This window comes from Corynebacterium sp. 22-2729 (assembly GCF_053479475.1).
The window spans coordinates 97,062-116,217 of record NZ_JBRBCA010000009.1 but is presented as its reverse complement, the minus strand read 5'-3'; the positions used below and the strand labels follow the sequence as shown (position 1 = coordinate 116,217).

At 59.1% G+C, this 19,156-nt stretch carries 19 protein-coding genes; 8 read left to right on the top strand and 11 right to left on the bottom strand.

The window, feature by feature from the left end:
* Positions 1 to 166: 166 nt before the first annotated feature.
* Positions 167 to 649 (bottom strand): hypothetical protein, encoded by a 483-nt coding sequence (locus ACUY2T_RS08095; protein WP_293789707.1) that lies wholly within the window; start codon positions 647 to 649, stop codon positions 167 to 169.
* A gap of 231 nt (positions 650 to 880) precedes the next feature.
* On the opposite strand from ACUY2T_RS08095, the gene ACUY2T_RS08090 reads away from it, so the two are divergent.
* The 3 genes from ACUY2T_RS08090 to ACUY2T_RS08080 are packed head-to-tail and all read left to right on the top strand — an operon-like array spanning position 881 to position 3,929.
* Entirely contained in the window at positions 881 to 2,206 is a 1,326-nt protein-coding gene (locus ACUY2T_RS08090) for a magnesium transporter MgtE N-terminal domain-containing protein (RefSeq protein WP_293789705.1), read from the top strand.
* Positions 2,207 to 2,212: 6 nt separating this feature from the next.
* On the top strand, positions 2,213 to 2,749 hold the full coding sequence (locus tag ACUY2T_RS08085; protein ID WP_448308206.1) for a DUF1003 domain-containing protein: 537 nt from the start codon (positions 2,213 to 2,215) through the stop codon (positions 2,747 to 2,749).
* Between the two features lie 49 nt (positions 2,750 to 2,798).
* Positions 2,799 to 3,929, top strand: a complete 1,131-nt coding sequence (locus ACUY2T_RS08080; RefSeq protein WP_293789700.1) for an Mrp/NBP35 family ATP-binding protein — start codon at positions 2,799 to 2,801, stop codon at positions 3,927 to 3,929.
* A 13-nt stretch (positions 3,930 to 3,942) separates the two neighbouring features.
* Here ACUY2T_RS08080 and tatB read toward each other — a convergent pair whose 3' ends face one another.
* From tatB to sigE, 3 genes are all read right to left on the bottom strand, one after another.
* On the bottom strand, positions 3,943 to 4,497 hold the full coding sequence (tatB, locus tag ACUY2T_RS08075) for a Sec-independent protein translocase subunit TatB (protein ID WP_448308205.1): 555 nt from the start codon (positions 4,495 to 4,497) through the stop codon (positions 3,943 to 3,945).
* A 36-nt stretch (positions 4,498 to 4,533) separates the two neighbouring features.
* Complete coding sequence (locus ACUY2T_RS08070) at positions 4,534 to 4,902, bottom strand: anti-sigma factor family protein (RefSeq protein ID WP_448308204.1); 369 nt, start codon at positions 4,900 to 4,902, stop codon at positions 4,534 to 4,536.
* Positions 4,903 to 4,988: 86 nt separating this feature from the next.
* Positions 4,989 to 5,579: an RNA polymerase sigma factor SigE gene (gene sigE, locus ACUY2T_RS08065; protein WP_448308211.1), complete on the bottom strand. Its 591-nt coding sequence runs from the start codon at positions 5,577 to 5,579 to the stop codon at positions 4,989 to 4,991.
* Between the two features lie 198 nt (positions 5,580 to 5,777).
* Here sigE and ACUY2T_RS08060 point away from each other — a divergent pair, with 198 nt between their 5' ends.
* A complete protein-coding gene (locus ACUY2T_RS08060) occupies positions 5,778 to 6,458 on the top strand; it encodes an O-methyltransferase (RefSeq protein WP_448308203.1) in 681 nt (226 codons plus the stop codon).
* Positions 6,459 to 6,485: 27 nt separating this feature from the next.
* On the opposite strand, the gene glgC is transcribed toward ACUY2T_RS08060, so the two are convergent.
* A complete protein-coding gene (glgC, locus tag ACUY2T_RS08055; protein WP_293789692.1) occupies positions 6,486 to 7,703 on the bottom strand; it encodes a glucose-1-phosphate adenylyltransferase in 1,218 nt (405 codons plus the stop codon).
* 144 nt (positions 7,704 to 7,847) lie between these two features.
* On the opposite strand from glgC, the gene glgA reads away from it, so the two are divergent.
* On the top strand, positions 7,848 to 9,032 hold the full coding sequence (gene glgA / locus ACUY2T_RS08050) for a glycogen synthase (RefSeq protein ID WP_448308202.1): 1,185 nt from the start codon (positions 7,848 to 7,850) through the stop codon (positions 9,030 to 9,032).
* A gap of 27 nt (positions 9,033 to 9,059) precedes the next feature.
* A complete protein-coding gene (locus ACUY2T_RS08045) occupies positions 9,060 to 10,616 on the top strand; it encodes a GH32 C-terminal domain-containing protein (RefSeq protein WP_448308201.1) in 1,557 nt (518 codons plus the stop codon).
* On the opposite strand, the gene ACUY2T_RS08040 is transcribed toward ACUY2T_RS08045, so the two are convergent.
* The 5 genes from ACUY2T_RS08040 to dapE all read right to left on the bottom strand — a co-directional run bounded on the left by ACUY2T_RS08040 (position 10,613) and on the right by dapE (position 15,665).
* Positions 10,613 to 11,488 carry a methyltransferase domain-containing protein gene (locus tag ACUY2T_RS08040; protein WP_293789686.1) on the bottom strand — a complete coding sequence of 292 codons (876 nt, stop codon included), beginning with the start codon at positions 11,486 to 11,488 and terminating at the stop codon, positions 10,613 to 10,615. The genes ACUY2T_RS08045 and ACUY2T_RS08040 overlap by 4 nt on opposite strands.
* Positions 11,489 to 11,607: 119 nt before the next feature.
* Complete coding sequence (locus ACUY2T_RS08035) at positions 11,608 to 13,086, bottom strand: leucyl aminopeptidase family protein (protein ID WP_448308200.1); 1,479 nt, start codon at positions 13,084 to 13,086, stop codon at positions 11,608 to 11,610.
* Positions 13,087 to 13,089: 3 nt separating this feature from the next.
* Positions 13,090 to 13,437 carry a DivIVA domain-containing protein gene (locus ACUY2T_RS08030; RefSeq protein WP_293789681.1) on the bottom strand — a complete coding sequence of 116 codons (348 nt, stop codon included), beginning with the start codon at positions 13,435 to 13,437 and terminating at the stop codon, positions 13,090 to 13,092.
* Between the two features lie 66 nt (positions 13,438 to 13,503).
* Positions 13,504 to 14,358, bottom strand: a complete 855-nt coding sequence (locus tag ACUY2T_RS08025) for an LOG family protein (RefSeq protein ID WP_293789679.1) — start codon at positions 14,356 to 14,358, stop codon at positions 13,504 to 13,506.
* Positions 14,359 to 14,537: 179 nt separating this feature from the next.
* Positions 14,538 to 15,665, bottom strand: coding sequence for a succinyl-diaminopimelate desuccinylase (gene dapE / locus ACUY2T_RS08020; protein ID WP_448308199.1), 1,128 nt, complete (start codon positions 15,663 to 15,665; stop codon positions 14,538 to 14,540).
* A 168-nt stretch (positions 15,666 to 15,833) separates the two neighbouring features.
* On the opposite strand from dapE, the gene ACUY2T_RS08015 reads away from it, so the two are divergent.
* Both ACUY2T_RS08015 and dapD read left to right on the top strand, forming a co-directional pair.
* Positions 15,834 to 17,252, top strand: a complete 1,419-nt coding sequence (locus ACUY2T_RS08015; RefSeq protein ID WP_448308198.1) for an amino acid permease — start codon at positions 15,834 to 15,836, stop codon at positions 17,250 to 17,252.
* Positions 17,253 to 17,267: 15 nt separating this feature from the next.
* A complete protein-coding gene (gene dapD / locus ACUY2T_RS08010; protein ID WP_293789672.1) occupies positions 17,268 to 18,284 on the top strand; it encodes a 2,3,4,5-tetrahydropyridine-2,6-dicarboxylate N-succinyltransferase in 1,017 nt (338 codons plus the stop codon).
* Here dapD and ACUY2T_RS08005 read toward each other — a convergent pair.
* Positions 18,281 to 19,156, bottom strand: a complete 876-nt coding sequence (locus ACUY2T_RS08005) for a pseudouridine synthase (RefSeq protein ID WP_448308197.1) — start codon at positions 19,154 to 19,156, stop codon at positions 18,281 to 18,283. The genes dapD and ACUY2T_RS08005 overlap by 4 nt on opposite strands.

Genomic DNA, 19,156 nt, shown 5'->3' with positions numbered 1-19,156 from the left:
CCCTGCTCGAAACACTCCACTAACTGCTCGCGCTGATATTCACTTAGCGAACTTCGTGCTCTCAATGAAAACTACTCCCCACTAGTCGGTAACTGATTTCTCAGTCCAACTAATGGGGAGCAGTTCATACAGCGGCGGGCTTTTTGTTACTTATTTAACCTCCGGCTTAGCCTCCGAGCATCTCCATAGTTGTTGCTGTTGCCACGTGATTGAGCTGCGCCCGTACTTTGCGACCGGCAATGTGTTTCGAATAGATCACGACTGCATTTTGCGGCAATGAGTCCCCTGGGCACGGCGTGGCCTGTCCCGGCAGCGTCGCCCCGACCTCTGATGGCAATGCGCTGAGCAGTTCATCGTAGACGAGGCTATTCCATTCTTCCGCACTCTTAGTTTCCGTCGCGCCTTCCGAAAGCTCAGCCTGCGCGCTTTGCTTTTGCTTTTTGTATTCGCGTCGCAGCTCCATGGCTCGATTACGATCTAAGTGCTCCAGCAGCTCCCCCGTACAGCCGTAGGAAACGGTGATTTCACCAGATCTCACCTGTCGAATGCGACGATCGGCGGGAATGGGTTTGCGCTCGGTCTTGCGCCCAAAATCATCGAGCTCCCGCACCAGATAGCGAGCAAAAGCATCAGCGTACCTTTCGGGCATCGGCGAATTTCCCACCGCTCGCTCGGGCATCCCCACTAAAAAAGGCTCCGGGGTTTCTTCAGCACAAGCAGTCAGGCCACCACAGGAAGCGAGGCAAGTTATTGCCGCAATTATGGACGCCACGTCTCGCCGTCCCAACGTTCGCATCTTATTTTGTCCCTTTGCATTTCGTGCAGCTATACAACTCGCCACATTCTACCTTGTGGAGGCGATCAAGTACCCTAAGTAAACATGAGTACAAGTCGCGTGTATGCAGGACGATTGGCCGGCCTAGTGGTGCTGGGACCAGACGGCGAATCCGTCGGCCGCGTCCGCGATGTTGTCATCACCATTCACGGCGATAATGCGACTGCACTTGGTCTCGTGGTGGAGATCGCGAATAAGCGCAAGATTTTCCTCCCCATGCTGCGCATTGCGGCGATCACCGCGACGGACATCACGACTTCTTCCAGTTCCGTAAACCTTCGCCCCTTTAAGTCCCGCTCTGCCGAGCTCACCATCTTCGAGGATCTCGTCGGCTCAAAGGTGCACACAGACGATCCAGAGCACGAGGAACTTCACGGGAAGGTTGTGGAGATTACCGATGTCGAGCTGAGCCGTAGTCGGCGTCGTGAATGGAAGATCCGTAACTTAGCGGTCACCCAGCGCAGCCGTCTGGGGCGTAAAACGTCCATTAACATTATCCCGATCGAGCACATCCAGGGACTCCACGCCTCTGGCACGGGTGTGGTCAACCAGGATGCGGAGCTCATCGCCTCCTTCAAGCAGATGCGCAACGCCGACGTGGCGAATGCCCTGGTGGACATGGATGACGCTCGGCGTAATAAAATCGCCGCAGAACTCGACGACGAACGCCTTGCGGACGTGTTGGCGGAGATGCCCGACGACGACCAAACGGCAATCCTCGAGCATCTCAATATTGAGCGTGCCGCCGACGTGCTGGAGGAAATGGATCCGGACGATGCCGCCGACATTCTGGCCGAACTCCCGGGAGATACTTCCGACGTGCTGCTGGAGCTGATGGACCCGGAGGAATCCGAGCCCGTCCGGCGACTCATGAATTTCTCGCCGGAAACTGTGGGTGCACTGATGACGCCCGAACCGATCATTTTGACGCCCCAGGCCACCGTCGCAGAAGCTCTCGCCCACGCGCGAAATCCAGAGCTGCCGACGTCCCTATCCTCCATGATCTTCGTCGTACGACCTCCCCAGGCGACCCCGACGGGCAAATACCTAGGCTGTGTGCATCTACAGAAGCTTCTCCGCGAACCACCGTCCTCCCTTGTCAGTGGAATCTTAGATCTGGAGTTACCCGCGCTGTTCGCAGATGACAACCAGGAAACGGCGGCGCGCTACTTTGCCACCTACAACCTGGTGTGTGGCCCGGTGCTGGATCACGATCAGCATCTCCTTGGCGCTGTCAGCGTGGATGACCTGCTGGATCACATGTTGCCTGAGGATTGGCGCGAAGAAGACTGGCGCGTGGAATCTCCAGCCATTTCAGCAACCCCGTCTACCCCGGTATCCCAAGCAGCCTCGGAATTGAAGGAGGTCTAGGCATATATGGCACGTAATTTCTCCCGCGTGGATCTGGATACTCCGACCGACGCCACCCGCCAGAAAAAGAAGTTCAATCTCGACGGGGACGGTGTCGGTCGCGTAGCTGAGAGGATTGCTCGCTTCCTGGGCACCGGCAAGTACCTCTTTTATCAGACGATCATCGTTGTCGCCTGGATCCTGCTGAACCTGGGCGGCATGTGGTGGAACTGGGATCCATACCCATTCATCTTGCTCAACCTCGCTTTCTCTACCCAGGCCGCCTACGCCGCGCCCCTGATCCTGTTGGCACAGAACCGCCAGGACGACCGCGACCGCGTCAGCCTGGATGAGGATCGCCGCCGTGCCGCTGAAACCAAGGCCGATACGGAATTCCTAGCCCGTGAGGTCGCCAGCGTGCGCATTGCCGTGGGTGAGACGGTTACCCGTGATTATCTCCGCCGTGAGCTCGAGGAGCTGCACGACATTCTGCAACGCATTGACGACAAGATCGACGACACCCGCCGAGACGAGGAAGCTCGCGGCGACGCGCGCGACGATTAACCGCCCGGAATTAGCGTCTCGCCGGTCGTTCGATAGACTTAATCCCATCATGTCCCAAGTCACTGAATCCGCTGTACGCAGCGCGCTATCCCGCGTAGAGGACCCTGAACTAAACCGCACGATCACGGATCTCGGCATGGTGAAGTCCATCGACATCAACGGAAGTGATGTCGCGGTGGAGATCTACCTGACGATCGCCGGCTGCCCGATGAAAAACCACCTGACGGAAAAGACCCGCGAGGCCGTGGCTTCCGTCGACGGTGTGGAGAACGTCACGGTTACCACTGACGTTATGAGCGATGAACAGCGTCGCAACATTCGCCAGATGGTTCGTGGTGACGCGGCAGATCCGGTGATTCCTTTTGCCCAGTCCGACTCGACCACCCGCGTGTTCGCCATCGCCTCCGGCAAGGGTGGTGTGGGCAAATCCAGTGTCACCGTTAACCTCGCCGTTGCTCTGCAAAAGCGAGGGCTGAAGGTCGGCGTGATCGATGCCGATATTTATGGCCACTCCGTGCCCGGCTTGATGGGCTCCACCGACAAGCCGCACCAGGTGGACGAGATGATCATGCCGCTGCAAGCACACGGCGTGAAATTGATCTCCATTGGTCACTTTATTGGAGACAACTCGCCGGTTGTGTGGCGTGGCCCAATGCTGCACCGCGCAATCCAACAGTTCCTGGCAGACGTGTTCTGGGGCGACCTAGACATTCTGCTGCTGGACCTGCCGCCGGGAACCGGCGACGTGGCGATCTCCGTGGCGCAGCTTGTGCCAAACGCCGAATTGTTGATCGTCACCACCCCGCAGGCTGCAGCAGCCGAGGTTGCGGAGCGTGCGGGCTCCATCTCTCAGCAAACTCGCCAGCGAATTGGTGGCGTGATCGAGAACATGAGCTGGATGGATATGCCGGATGGCACTCGCATGGAGGTCTTTGGCTCCGGAGGCGGCCAGTTCGTTGCGGATCGCCTGTCCCAGATCACCGGGGCGAAGGTACCCCTGATGGGGCAAATTCCACTGGACCCGAACCTGCGCATCGGTGGCGACCTCGGTAACCCCATTGTGCTTTCGGAGCCGAACTCTCCGGCCACGATCGCATTCGGAGGAATCGCCGATCAGCTAGCTGTGCGTCGTAGCTCGCTGGCCGGTAAATCACTGAACCTCGGCGTCACAAAGAAATAGGCCGAGCTCCAGGCTACGTTACGTCCTCCCACCCGTTGCTGGGTGCGGAGGGCTTTTCATTGCCAGTCAGCTGCTGGGCAGCATTGGCCACAGGATCGTCCAATTGGGAAGAACGGGACTCCCCCGCTGCGGACTGCTGTGACACGCTCACACCACCGTTATCAGCACTTCCGCTAGCCGGGGCGGGTTGACCTGGCTTATTTCCAGACTTCAGGGTCTCGCGAAGATTTGGCTTGCGCACCGTATCGACGGTGTCTTTGACATCCTGCTTCGTCTCATTGAAGGAGGTCAGGAAGCTGTCATCGTCATCCAGCAAAGTCTTGGTGATGAACCCCTTCGCACCCATTTGGCGTACAGAGTTCAGCTCCTGCAAAGGCTTGGAGAACTCGCGAAAGTCCTCCCCCAGCTCACCGTCTAGTTGATCCTTTGCCTGCGATACTGCCTTGCGTACCGCCAGCAAGACCGCGCGAACCTCCTTGATAAGACCCGGCAATCGCTCCGGGCCAATGAGGAACAACGCGACGATCAAAAGTACGAGGACTTCGCCCCAACCTACATTGGAAAACACCTGTCTAACCTAACTCAAACTGCAGGGCATTTCACTTTACTTGCCGCGGAACTGCATTTTACGCAGCAAAAGATCCAGCCGATCAACCAACGTTTCGGGGCGGCGACAGCCATCCACGGAGAAACGATGCGGCGCATCATCCTCGCGGCACTCTTCCGGAATGCGCTGTAACTTTTCCATCAATCCGCCCGGGGTGTGTACGTCCGAAGCGTGCTCGCGCATCCGGTTGGCCGCACTTCGCTGGGCACGCACCTCCGCCCTGCACGTTTCACAGTGAACGAGGTGGATTTTTGCTCGGTGTTCCGCACGGCGGGAAAGTTCCCCATCAACAAGCGCAGCGATGGCCTCGGTGGACAGGTGGTCGACGGACAGTTCCCCCGTGAGGTTTTCAACGAAAGATGTCACGTGCTTTACCTGCCTTTCCACTTCAACGGTGTCTTTTTCTTTAGCGCCGTTCCCAACGTCTCAGACCGACACTAGTCGCTCAGCCTTTAGGCCTGGCCGGTGTAGACCAGTTCGCCTTGGTTACGTTCCAGGTTACCGCGAAGTTGCGCGCGGGCGCGGTGGATGCGGGAGCGCACGGTTCCCATCTTCACGCCAAGGGTCTGGGAGATTTCGTCGTAGCTCATCCCCAGCCCGTCACAGAGCACAACAGCTACGCGGTACTCCGGCGCTAGCTGATCCAGCGCCTTTACCAGTGCAGGATCCAGATTGTTCAGTTCAAAGATGGCTTCGGGGTCGTCAATGCCGCCCTCGATTCGGTCGTAATCTTCGGGCAGCGCTTCCATGCGAATCTTCGCACGCCGGCGCACCATATCCAGGAATAAGTTAGTGGTGATGCGGTGCAGCCATCCTTCAAAGGTTCCCGGCTGGTAGCTCTTGAGGCTGCGAAAGACTCGCATGAACGTATCTTGCGTGAGGTCTTCTGCGTCCTGTTGGTTTCCTGCGAGGTGATAAGCCAGCCGGTAGACGCTGTCTGCGTGTTCTGCGACCAATTCCCCCCAGCTCGGAAGTTCGCCGGTACCTGCATCGAACTCTGCAGTGGTTCGTGGGGCGGGGGTTTGATCTGCGTTCATGCCCATATTGTGGCTGATTGTCCTCAAAATCTTGTGCTGCACGCCTGGCAGTTTCCTGTGAGGATTTTACCCCCTGTGGGGGTGGAACGAAAGTTCGTCACTCGGGTCACTCTTGTTCACTTGCTTTTCTATTTTTGACGCCGGCGCCTGACATGCCGAGAACAAGCACAACATTGACGCTTTCCTGGCCTATCGTCGTGAAGCGTGAATGCTGCATCATCTTCCCCCATTGAGGCCATCCGTGAGTACGTTCGGGCGACCAGCGAGCCGGACGAGGTGACCATCACCGCTGTCGAGGCGGCACAGGAGTTTGGTCTACTCACCCCCGATGCGATGACTGCTGAGTTTTTGGAATTCATCGCCACCCGCGCAGGCGCCAGCGCCGCCGCCCAGGGGCACACCCCCACCGGCATTATCGTTTCGCCAGCCAGTGGCGTAATCGGCCTGCACCTTTTCAAGGGCCTTAACGCCGCACAGACCGAAGGACACCTGACGTGCATCGAGCCGGAGGTACAACACCAACAGTTGGCCAAGCAAGCTTTCGCCAATGCCGGTCAGCGCCCCAATACCTTCCGTTTCTTGCCCAGCGCTCCGCTGGATGTAATCCGCCGTCTAGCCAACGATAGTTACGACATGGCGGTCGCAGAGGCCGCGACAGAGGAGTTCACCGCGATTGTGGAATCCACGCTCCCGGCACTTCGCACTGGTGGTGTCCTCGTACTTCTGGATTCTTTGATGGACGGCCTGGTGGGCGATGAAAACCGCACCGACCGCCAGACCACCCGGGCTCGCGAAGCAGATCAGTTCTTCCGCGAGCTGGAAAACGCCAAGGTCTCTCGCCTTCCTCTGGGCGCGGGTGCGACGCTGATCACGAAGATCGGCTAAAGAACCTCGGCTAAGAACGCAAGTCTGTTAGACGACTACGTTCTTGCCAATGCAGACCACGCCACCCTTGGAGATCGTAAAGCGATCCTGATCGCGGGCGCGATCCACGCCGATAATCTCCCCTGCCGAGACCTGCACGTTCTTGTCCAGGATGGCGTGACGCACCACTGCACCGCGACCGATGCGCACACCTGGCATGATCACGCAGCCTTCCACAGAGGCACCTTCCTCCACGACGACGTTCTCACTCAGCACGGAGTTTCGCACCGTGCCCGCGGAGATGATGCAGCCCGCGGAGACCATCGAAGACTGAGCAATACCGCCCTTGACGAATTTCGCCGGCGGCAGGTTGCCCGTCTCAGCCGTGTGGATGGGCCACTGCTGGTTGTACAGGTTAAACACCGGGTGCACGCTGATGAGATCCATGTGCGCCTCGTAGAACGCATCAACGGTTCCGACGTCACGCCAGTAACCCTTGTCACGCTCGGTCTCTCCTGGAACGTAGTTGTTGGAGAAGTCGTATACATAGGCCTCGCCACGGTCCACCAGGCGCGGGATAATGTCACCGCCCATATCGTGGTTGGAGTTCTCGTCTTCAGAGTCTTCCTTCAGGGCGTCGATCAAGGTCTGTGCGGTGAACACGTAATTACCCATGGAGGCAAAGGCAACCTCTGGGTCATCCGGAACGCTCGGCGGTTCGGCAGGCTTTTCGAGGAACTGCTCGATCTTGTTGTCATCGCTCGCCTGGATCACACCGAACGCGGTAGCTTCGTGGCGTGGCACCCGTAGGCCAGCGACCGTCACACCGGCGCCACTGGCGATGTGTTCCTGCACCATCTGCTCCGGATCCATGCGGTAGACGTGATCCGCACCGAAAACGATGATGTAATCCGGCTGCTCGTCGTACACCAGGTTTAGGGACTGCAGAATGGCATCTGCAGAACCGGTGAACCAACGCTTGCCCAGGCGCTGTTGAGCCGGAACAGGAGTGATGTACTGGCCTGTCAGGCCGGACAGTTGCCAGGACTGGGAGATGTGGCGGTCGAGGGAGTGGGACTTGTACTGGGTCAGCACACAGATTTTGTAGTAACCGGCGTTGACCAGGTTAGACAGCACGAAGTCGATCAGGCGATAGTTGCCGCCGAACGGTACGGCAGGCTTAGCGCGATCGGCGGTGAAAGGATACAAGCGCTTTCCCTCGCCACCGGCAAGGACAATGGACAGGACATTTGATCTGCTCTTCACACTTTCCAACCTAGCGACCTCGGAATAGTTTTGCTTGTCAAGCAGGCAATCTGATATGGAACGGTGCCCCCTAATGCGTTAAACCGGATGATCGTCGACGTTCTTACCAGGACACACAGCGCCTAGCCCGGTTAGGCTGGAAGCATGCGTATCGCCATGCTGACAAAGGAATATCCCCCAGAGATTTACGGTGGTGCCGGCGTGCACGTCACCGAGTTGGTTCGTTACATGCGGAAGCTCGAACACGTCGATGTGCACTGCATGGGTGGGCCACGCACAGAGCAGGATGTCTACGTTCACGGAGTTGACCCGGAGCTCGCTGAGGCCAATGGTTCGCTCAAGACTCTTTCCACCGGTTTGCGTATGGCTGATTCTTTGGGCGACGCCGAGGTCGTCCACTCCCACACCTGGTACACGGGACTGGGCGGCCACGTTGGTGGACTTCTGCACGGTATTCCCCACGTGGCAACGGCTCACTCACTGGAGCCACATCGCCCGTGGAAACGCGAACAGCTTGGTGGCGGTTACGATGTTTCCTCTTGGTCGGAAAAGAATGCGATGGAAAACGCAGATGCGGTCATCGCCGTGTCTGCCAAGATGAAGGAATCCATCCTCGACGCCTACCCAGCTATCGACCCAAACCGCATCCACGTGGTGCTGAATGGAATTGATTCCGAGCTTTGGCAGCCTCGCCCGACCTTCGAAGCGGCAGTGGAGGCTGGCAACCGTTCCGTACTCACGGAACTAGGCGTCGACCCCAACCGCCCCATCGTCTCCTTTGTCGGACGCATTACGCGTCAAAAGGGCGTCCCTCACCTGCTGAAGGCCGTAGCGCACCTCGATCCGGAGATCCAGGTTGTTCTGTGCGCGGGCGCGCCTGATACCCCGGAAATCGAAGCCGAGGTCACTGCACTGGTTGAAAAGTTGCAGGCTGAGCGCGACGGCGTGTACTGGGTTAAGGAAATGATGGAAAAGCCGAATCTGCAGGAGATCCTCTCGGCCTCCGATGCATTTTTGTGCCCTTCCATCTACGAGCCACTGGGCATTGTGAACCTAGAGGCCATGGCATGTGGAACCGCCGTTGTGGCCTCCGACGTTGGCGGTATTCCGGAGGTTGTCGTCGACGGCGAGACGGGAACGCTAGTCCACTATGACGAGAACGATACGGCGACTTTTGAGCGTGGCCTGGCCGATGCTACAAACGCTCTCGTCGCAGATCGGGATAAGGTACGCAGCTTCGGTGAGGCTGGGCGCCAGCGCGCCGTTACGACCTTCAGTTGGGCGACCATCGCCGAGCAAACCGTCGACGTATACAGGTCCCTGCTTTAAATTCAATCCGCTGGTATGAATGGTGGCATGCATTCTTCCTCCCATAAGCACCGCCCGGAACTGCACGTCACCGCAGAAACGGGGGTGCTGGAAGCACCCGCAGGCGCCGTGTTCTCAGGTAACGCCCTGCATGTGTTCCACCAGTTCCGCCCGCGGTCTTCCGAAGGCTCTCGTTGGGCGCATCAGGTAGCCTCTGAGGCAACTTATGACTGGGACATCTGTGACGATGTCATCGTCCCGAACCAGGGACTAGGCGAACAGAGTGCCAGCGCGGAAGCTGCTTCCCACGGCACCGAAATCGATATGCTCGCCGGAGCCGCCGTGCCTATCGACCATGGTGCCGAATTGTTTTTCGTCGTCACCCATGCCACCTCCGCGGCCACTGCGGAGCAAGCTCTGGCCGCGGAGATTCCCCATGGCCAGCGCGGCCCACGTACGTTCACCATTGAACGTGCGCAGATCCCGAACCTGCTCGAGGCCACTGAGGTGTCGGACGATCCCAGCCTGCCGGATCCCCATGTGCTTCGCCTGGGGCCAATCGACATCGACGATTCGGCGTTCCCTGTAGAAAATCTGGTGACCCCCAGCGTGATTCGTCATGAGGATCCCGCTTTCCCCGACGAAGGCTGGCTCATGGTCGCTCTTTCGTTGACCGGTGACAAGGACGCGCAGATTGTTGTTCTACGTTCCGCAGACCGCCAGCACTGGCGCGTCCTGGGGCCAATCGAGTTGCCGAGCGAGGCAGGTTTGCGCCCCGGCCGCCCGTTCGCCCCGCGCATTGTTTCTATGGTGGACGCCGACTCTTCCGCCCGTCGCGATATCCTCTTCGTCACCTTCCCCGGCGGTGCCGGAGAGTCCGATGAGGTTGCCGGTTACGTGGTTGGCAACCTCAGTGGCACCTCGTTTAGCGTTATCAGTCCCTATACCGTCATCGACTTTGGACACGACTTCACCCGCCCGCGCGTCATCGACCACACCACCCCGGTGATGTTTGGCCTGGTCGGCGCTCACCCGTCCTTGGATGGACAATGGGCAAATTGTCTCTCCGCGCCGCGTTATCTCACGCTGGTGAACGGCGAGCTCTTCCAAGATGTTGTCGGTGCGCCCACGGCGGTACGTACTTTCTCGGACTACGCATTCATCTGGTCGGCCCAGCTAGATGCCGAGGAGGGTCGCGTGGACGTCGACGTCACTGATGACTCCGGCCAGGTGATCGCCACTATCAGCTACACCAAAGACGCTGTCTCCGTTACCCGCTTGGGTGTGGACACCCGCACCGCTCCGCTAAAGGATGCGGACTCGGATACATTGACGGTATTTCTCGATGGCCCCGTATGCGAAGTATTCGCTGACGGCGGTGCTGTCACTTTGACCAGCGCCATCCCAGCACACTCGCAGATTTCCGATATTGATGTACGCGCCACTGGCGGGGCGAAGGTTATTTCCTCCATGCAAACGGCGGGGCGCCATTTGATGCGCATGCAGGCAGGACTGACCACCCCGGAAGAACAGGAACACTACATGGCAGAAGCTCTCATCGCAGATCGCGATGTGTCCGAAGGAATCTTCGACGAAGAAGACTAGCGGGTGGCTTTTGCCAAGCGTGTAATCGCTGCACGGGCGGTAACTTCCATGGTCTCCGGCAGAGCTTCGATGCGTTCCTTCAAAACGTCCGGGTGGATGTGACGCGCCGAGGGGCTCATGCCGATCTGTGCTGCGATGGAAGCCTGATCGAGAACCATCGGGAACTCGATATGCTCGGACTCCCCTACCGGAACCAAGTGACCGGAAGCCTGGCTGATCATCCGCTCAACCTTGCCCTCCTCAACGTCCAAAATGCCCAGCGGCTCACGCAGTTCACCTAGGTGGCCGACCTCCGCGGTGAGGACTACAACCTGTCCCTCCGGCGTAAGGATACGGGCGAACTCTGCCGCATTACGCGGTGCGAAGACAACCATGATGGCGTCAACACTTTCCGAAAGAATCGGCAGGCGCGACCAGGCGTCAGCGACGACGGCGCCTACCCGTGAATGCGACGAGGCCAGCCGCTTAGCCGCAGCAGTCGAAACGTCGATTCCCACCCCGCGGGAACGCTCGACCGTGTCCAGCGTGTGGGCGAGGTAGTAGCCGGTACCGGCACCGATCTCCACGATGGAAGGTGCGTGCTCAGCGGCAACATTGCCATCGTCCAGAACGTTTTCAACATTTGCGGTCACAGCCTCGACGAAAGGTGCGAAGTGGCCGCCAGACAGGAAGGTTTCGCGGGCGTCGATCATCGACGCATCGTCACCGGAGTAGCGCAGTCCGGAGCCGCCCGCGAGGGTCACATACCCCTGCCTTGCAACGTCGTAGCTGTGGCCGGACTCAGAGACTAGAGTGCGCCACTCTTCGTCGCCAGCGCTCAAGCGGGAACCGTCTACGGGATCGGCGAGGAGGTCAATGACATCTGCAAGCACGAACAGATTCCTTCCTGATTTCTCTTACAAAGCCCGCTGTGGGGAGCTAATAAACGACCACCTTATGGTAGACCGTCTACAGCTCGAAACATATATCGGGCAGCGATTTCAACAAAGGATTAGTGGATCAGCCACTGCACCAGAGTGCGCGCGCCGAAACCGGTACCTACAGGTGTGACCTCATCGTAGGCAGATTCTGCGCGACCGGGTCCAGCAATGTCCAGGTGAATCAGCGGCACACCCCGGGTAAAGCGACGCAGGAACATAGCCGCGGTGGTCGCACCCGGCCCCTTGGGAGTTTGACGCACATCTGCGATCTTGGAGTTCACGTTCTCCTCCAAGTAATCCTGCATCGGCATTGGCCACCAGTGCTCCCCTACTGTCGCACCACGACGAGCAAGTTTGACGCCTGCACCCCAGTTGTCGGCGAATACCGCACCGGTGCGCAGCCCCAAGGCCACCTTTGCTGCACCCGTCAGCGTTGCGACAGTCACCACGGCAACCGGCTTGTATTTCTTCGCGCCATAACTGATCGCATCGGCCAAAATCATGCGACCCTCTGCGTCGGTGTTCGTCACCTCGGAGGTCAGGCCACCATAGTGTTCCACCACATCGCCCGGGCGGTAGGAATTTCCATCGATCATGTTTTCCGCCGTCGGAATCAGCGCCACGATCTTTCGCGGTACCTTTTGCTCCGCCAGGGCGCGGAACGCGGCAATGACACTGGCTCCGCCCGTCATATCGGTGCGCATGGTATCCATTCCCGCAGCGGGCTTTACGCTAATTCCACCGGTATCGAAGGTCACGCCCTTACCAACCAGCACGACGGTGCGGCGACGACGGCGCAAGTCGACCTTCTCCGGATCCCACACCAACTCGATCAACATCGGCGGACGGGAGGATCCCTTGCCGACGGCCAGTACTCCGCCAAAGCCCTTATCCTTCAGCCATGCGGCATCGCGCAGGCGAACCTTGACGCCTTCAATGTCCGATACCGCCTTCTTGGCCTGGGTTGCGAGCCATTCCGGGGACTTCACGTTGGCCGGGGCATTGGCCAGATCTCGCGACAAGCAGGTTGCCTTGCCCAGGGCCTTGCCTTCCTTCACAGCAGCTACATAATCCGCAGTGTCGAATCCGGAAGATTCAAAATCCTGCGGCAGTACTAGGTGTACGTCGCGCACTCGGGCGGGCTTACGCTTATTGGTGGTAACAAAGCTGTGGTTGCCAACAATTAGGCCGATCACCAAGGAACGGACGTTGTCGGGAGTGAACTCCTCTGGAAGGTGTACCTGCACAATGTGCCTCTTCGCCCGCACAGGGTGGCCATCTACGACCTTGCCAATACGGCGCACCAGCTTTGCGCCTGCTCCGCGCCATCCGTCCTCCAGGAACTCACGTCCATCGCTGAGGTCGAGAGGACGGGTCGGGTCGGCAGGCACCCTTACAACCCACTGGCCGGTGGAATCAAGCTCGACCTCACCCGGCGCGGAGGAACCGGCGGCCACCTTCACCTGCGCTTCGATAATTTCGGATCCCTCTGCGCGCGGGCCGATCGTCACATTGGTCACTCTTTGGGGGATATTCGGAATCGGTGCCATTGTTTAACGCTCCTGTTCGCGGGGTTCTGCGGGGTTATCGACGGTGGCTTCGTCTTGATCTGTATGCTGCGCACCAACCTGCTGCTCAAGCTCTTCGATACGCCCGGCGAGGCGATCGATATAGAAGTCGACTTCAGCTTGATTGTAGCCACGAATTTCCAGCGAAAAGCCGGTGTCGCGAATGCCCTCGGCGGTCAAGGGCTTGCTCTCGAGATCCCGCCAGTGTTGCTTCTTTGCTTCTCCTGCAGCCACGGGAGGCAATGCCTCTCCACGGCCAAAGACCGTGCCGAGCAAATAGACCAAGAGCGCGCCTACAAGGAATGCTCCGACGAGAGACAACAACCAAAACATGTCTTCAAATGTACCGTCTCTTCACTTTCTGCTGGCGCTTAGTGAGGCTTTTATTCGAATACCTCGCTACTTACCGCGCTTTCCTTCACAATCGAAACGATCCAGCTGCTCGGAGATACGATCCTGCTCCGCAGCCAGCTCCTCCTGGCGGCGCTTCAGCTTCTCTACAGCGTCGGCGTGAGCATCGACGCAAATCTGCACGGCCTCGGCAGGATCATCAGTGACGTGGAACAGATCCACGTCCTCCGGCGAGATCATGCCCTCGTCCACCAGACGGGTGGTGATCCATTCGACGAGCCCACCCCAGAATTCCTTGCCGATCAGAATAATCGGGAACTTCCGGATCTTTTCGGTCTGCACCATGACCAGTGCTTCAAAGAGCTCATCCAAGGTGCCGTAACCGCCCGGTAGACACACAAATGCCTGTGAATACTTAAGGAACATGGTCTTGCGTACGAAGAAGTAGCGGAAGTTCAGTCCCAGATCCACCCACCGGTTCAGGCTCTGCTCCATGGGAAGCTCAATGCCAAGTCCAATGGACAATCCGCCGGACTCCTGTGCTCCGCGGTTGGGGGCCTCCATCAGGCCGGGGCCTCCACCAGTGATCGTCGCATAGCCGGCCTCATGGATCAGTCGCCCGAGTTCGCGACCCTTTTCGTAGTACGCGTGGCCAGGCTTTACGCGTGCCGACCCGAACACCGTGATCGCCTTGGGGATCTTTGCCAGCGCACCGAAACCATCAACGAACTCGGATTGGATTCGCATCACTCGCCACGGATCCGTATGCAGCCAATCGATATTGGTCTGTTGCGCCAGCAGTCGTTGGTCCGTCGTTGATTTCTGCTTCTCGTTGTGCCGCTTTCCGCGCAGCAGGACGGGGCCGCGAAGCCGGAAATCGCCGTTATTGTCGCTCGAGTTCATGCGTGGGATTGCTTTCGGTGTGTTGTTGAGTTGTCGGTCTTTTTGTTCTTTTTCTCTGTGCGCTTTTCACGCTACTGCTTGGTGCCCCCTCGCGCTCGTTCTAAATGACGCCACCCCGCATCCACCCAGCTCAGTCTCCCCCCCAGTGCCCTAACCAGAAGGGAGTGGGCGCGACGGATTTAGTTGGAAAGGAACTGTATAAGTTCCCGGCTCACGTCCTCGATCTGAGCCACTGGGCAGCGCTCATCCTTCGTGTGGCACAACCCCGGGTCGCCGGGCCCGAAATTCACGGCTGGAATCCCCAACTCCGTGAACCTGGTCACGTCGGTCCATCCGTACTTTGGGCGCACACGTCCTCCGGTTGCCTCCACCAATTTCGCCGCGAAAGGTTGATGGAGGCCCGGAGCAGCCGCGGCTGCGGCGTCATCCAATTCCACAGAAAAATCCTCGACCGGTGCATCGGGCGTGCCTACCTGGAGCACCTCGTATAGATGCTCCAACGCCTCGTCAACACTGCGGTGCGGGGCATAACGGAAGTTGATAAAAGCCCAGGCCTCGTCGGGAATGGTGTTGGTGGCCACGCCGGACTCGGCGATGACAGCGTTGAGCCCTTCTTTATAGACCAGGCCATCGATCTCCACATCCTGCGGTTCGTAGTCCGCCACACGCACGAGCACCCGCGCCAACTCATGCAGCGCGTTATGGCCAAGCCAGCTGCGTGCGGAGTGTGCGCGGGCTCCCAAGGCGGTGACCTTCACACGCAAGGTTCCCTGACAGCCTGCCTCGATGATTCCGCCGGAGGGCTCGCCGAGCAGGGCTAGATCGCCCGCCAGTAGATCGGGGTCGGACTGTACAAGATGGTTGAGACCGTTGTATTTGGTGGCCACTTCTTCACCTTCGTACAACACCAGGGTCAGGTCACAGGCGAGTTCTGCGGAGTTCGCCAGAGTCGCAAAGGCATGAGCATAACAAGCTGCACCGGACTTCATATCTACAGAGCCAAGGCCAAAGATGGTTTCCTCGCCCGTTTCCGGGTCTGGTCCAAGCCGCGAAGGCAAGTTATCCGCCGGGGGAACCGTGTCCAGGTGACCTGCGAGTACCACGCGGAACGGCAGGTCGCGGTGGGTACGCGCGACGAGGGTATTACCTCGGCGCGTAACCTCCACGTTTTCGATGGCACGGAGTGCGGGTTCGACCGCGTCGGCGATCTCCCGTTCATGGTGCGACTCGCTGTAGATATCGACGAGTTGGCGTGTGAGAGCCACCGCGCCGGCGGACAGGTCTATGGAAGTTTCTGCAGTATTCATTGGTTGCGATCCTAGACTACCCCTCGAAAAACCCGTGCCGGCTGCTTGTCGACTCCAGGGCAAAACCAGCGCAATCACCTGCACTTCCCCATGGGCTAATTGGAGGTGAACGGGGTTAAATATGCCCATGCTGGCCTGCGCTAAAGACCGGTGTGTTCTAATTTCGGTATGAAGTCTCGAGAATCCGATTCAGGTGCCGATAAAGGCGCTTCAAACCAGCTTGGCCACAGCCTAGAAACCCGCCACCTCACGATGATGGGTCTTGGCTCCGCCATCGGTGCAGGCCTGTTCCTCGGCACCGGTGTGGGCATTCAGGCGGCGGGTCCGTCCGTGCTGCTGTCCTACATCGTCGCCGGCGTTGTGGTCATCGCTGTCATGCAGATGCTTGGCGAACTCGCCGCCGCCCGCCCGGCCTCCGGTACATTCGCTACTTATGGTCAGATGGCATTTGGTCGCTGGAATGGCTTCGCACTCGGCTGGTTGTACTGGTTCATGCTCATCATGGTGATGGGCGCGGAGATTACCGGTGCCGGCGCAATCATGGGCTCCTGGTTTGGTGTAGAGGGCTGGATCCCTGGACTTATATGTGTGGTCCTCTTTACGATCGTGAACCTGGCTGGTGTGCGAGGCTTCGGCGAGTTTGAGTACTGGTTCGCGTTTATCAAGGTCGCCGTGATCATCCTCTTCCTTATCATCGGAACCGGCCTGCTGCTGGGCTTTTTCCCCGACTACGAATCCCCCGGGTTGAGCAACTTCTCAGACTTCGCCCCCAACGGCATCTCGGGTATGGCAGTCGGCCTACTGGCAGTGGCTTTCGCCTTCGGAGGCATCGAGATCGTCACTATCGCCGCTGCCGAGTCCAAGGATCCAGCAAACTCCATCGCCGCCGCCGTGCGGGCAGTCATCTGGCGTATCTCCATCTTCTACCTGGGCAGTGTATTTCTCATCTCAGCTCTGTTGCCCTTCGACACCCTCGGCGAGGCGGAGTCCGCCGAAGAGTCGCCGTTCACCCGCATCCTGGCTCTGGCACAGATCCCCGGCATTGTGGAGATCATGGAGGGCGTCATCGTCTTGGCTCTGCTGTCCGCCTTCAATGCGCAGATCTACGCCACCAGTCGCCTGATGTACAGCTTCTCCCAGCAGCGCAATGTCCCGCGTTGGTTCGGCAAGACGAATGACCAGAAGGTGCCTTACCGCGCCGTCTGGTGCTCGCTCTTTTTCGCCTTCGTTTCCGTCGCGCTGCAGGTCTGGGGCCCCAAGGATCTCATTAACATCCTGTTTAATGCCGTCGGCGGAACGCTGCTAGTCATTTGGATGGTTATTGTGCTGGCTCAGATCAAGTTGCGTCCGGTGTTCGAGCGCGACGGCAGCCTGAGCGTACGGATGTGGGGATACCCTGTTCTTCCCTGGTTGACGTTCGTCGCGCTCATTGCTTTGACCATCCTGATGCTCTTCGATGACAGTGCTCGCCTGCAGGTTCTCACCGTCACCATCGCCTTCGCAGTGCTCAGCGTGATTGGTTTTGTGCTGCAGAAGACTCAAGTACGAACAGCACCACACACCCCAAACAGCGGTGCACAGGCTTAGGTAGGATCGACAACCATGACTGCTGCTTATGGATATGGATTTGCCACTCTGACCGATTCTGGCGATGTGCTAGACACCTGGTTCTTCGAGTTCGACCTGGGCAATGCAAACGCTGAGGCCGAAGCTGCGGCCACCGCTGGCACGCAATTGCTCGATCTTGATGACGCCACCAGCTCCGCCCCCGAGGTTTTCCGTCCCCTAGCCCAGTTGGCCGGCACGGACGAGATCCGCGGAACCCGCCGTGTAGCGGTGACCACCACCATTACCGATCTGGACGCCCCAGCCGTTGATGCGCACGACGCGTACCTGCGCCTACACCTCATCTCCGGCCGCAAGATCCAGCCGCATGGCTGCAACCTAGATGGCCTGTTTGGACTGCTCAGCAATGTTGTGTGGACTAACCACGGCCCCTGCGCTGTCCCCGGTTTCGAGTCCGTTCGCGCCCGCCTGCAGGCTGAGCGTGGCCCGGTGACGGTCTACAGCGTGGATAAGTTCCCGCGCATGGTCGACTACGTGGTTCCCACCGGTGTGCGTATCGGCGATGCCGACCGGGTACGCCTAGGCGCTCACCTGGCGGAGGGAACGACCGTCATGCACGAAGGCTTCGTCAACTTCAACGCCGGCACTCTGGGCTCCTCCATGGTCGAGGGCCGTATCTCCGGTGGCGTAGTAGTCGGTGACGGTTCCGATATCGGCGGTGGAGCCTCTATCATGGGCACCCTTTCCGGTGGTGGCAAGCAGGTTATCTCCATCGGTCAGCGTTGCCTGCTGGGCGCTAACTCCGGCGTGGGTATCTCACTGGGAGACGACGTCACCGTTGAGGCTGGGCTTTATGTCACCTTTGGCACCAAGGTCACTCTGACCGGCGAGGTTGCGTCCCAGCTGGGCAAGCAGGAAGGCGAAACCGTAAAGGCAGCCGAACTTTCCGGCGCCAGCGGTATCCTCTTCCGCCGCAATTCCGTTTCCGGTGCGGTGGAGGCCGTTGCTAACGCCTCGACCGTGGAACTCAACGAGGCACTCCACGCCAACTAGCAACTCTCCCACTGCGACCAAGGATCCTGCAGGCAGCGCTCAATTTCGATGCGCTGCCTGCTTTTTGTTTCGCAATGCCCCGAGTTGGCCGTGCCGTTCGTACCGTTGTATGTCGACGCCACCAGCGCCAGTTCTATGGCGACCGCGCGCAAGTGCAACGCACCCGCCCCGGGACAATAATGCGGGTAAGTGTCATCACCATGAATTGGCACGCCGAGGTGATTCATCACCACCCGCAGCTGATGAGTATGGCCGGTGAGCGGCTGCAGCTCATAGACGGCCACACCTGCTGCGCGGGTAGCCAACTTCCGAATGCGAGTCACTGTGGCCCGTGCTCCGGCAGCGTCCACAACGCGAACCTGCGGATCGTCTTTGATTTTGAGCATCGGCAGACGCAGCTCACGCCACCGGGCATCGACGTAGGGAGTATCCGCGGCCAACGCCTGATAAGTCTTTGATACCTCCCGGCGCTGGAACTGGGACTGCAAGAACCCGCGAGTGGCCGGGTTCCGAGACAGCACCAGCAGGCCGCGCGTATCACGATCCAAGCGGTGAGCAGCCACCAACTCGGGCTCGTCCATACGCACGCGCAAAAGAGACTGCACGGTAGCGCGCAACAGGCGACCATTAGGCGTAGACGGCAGCCCATGGGGTTTGTCTACCACCACAGCATCCGGCCCGGAATACAGAATTGGTATCTCCGCAGCCAAAAGCTCGGCAGGCTCTTCTGGGAAGTCGGGATACACCCATGCGGGCGTCGCAACGGGGAGCCCCAGCCCCGGGGCCAAGAGGGTACCCGGCGCAAAAGGCGAATCTCCGGCTGCGGCGGCGAAGTATGTGCGTCCATCGTCGGGCACATGGCCTCGCAGCAT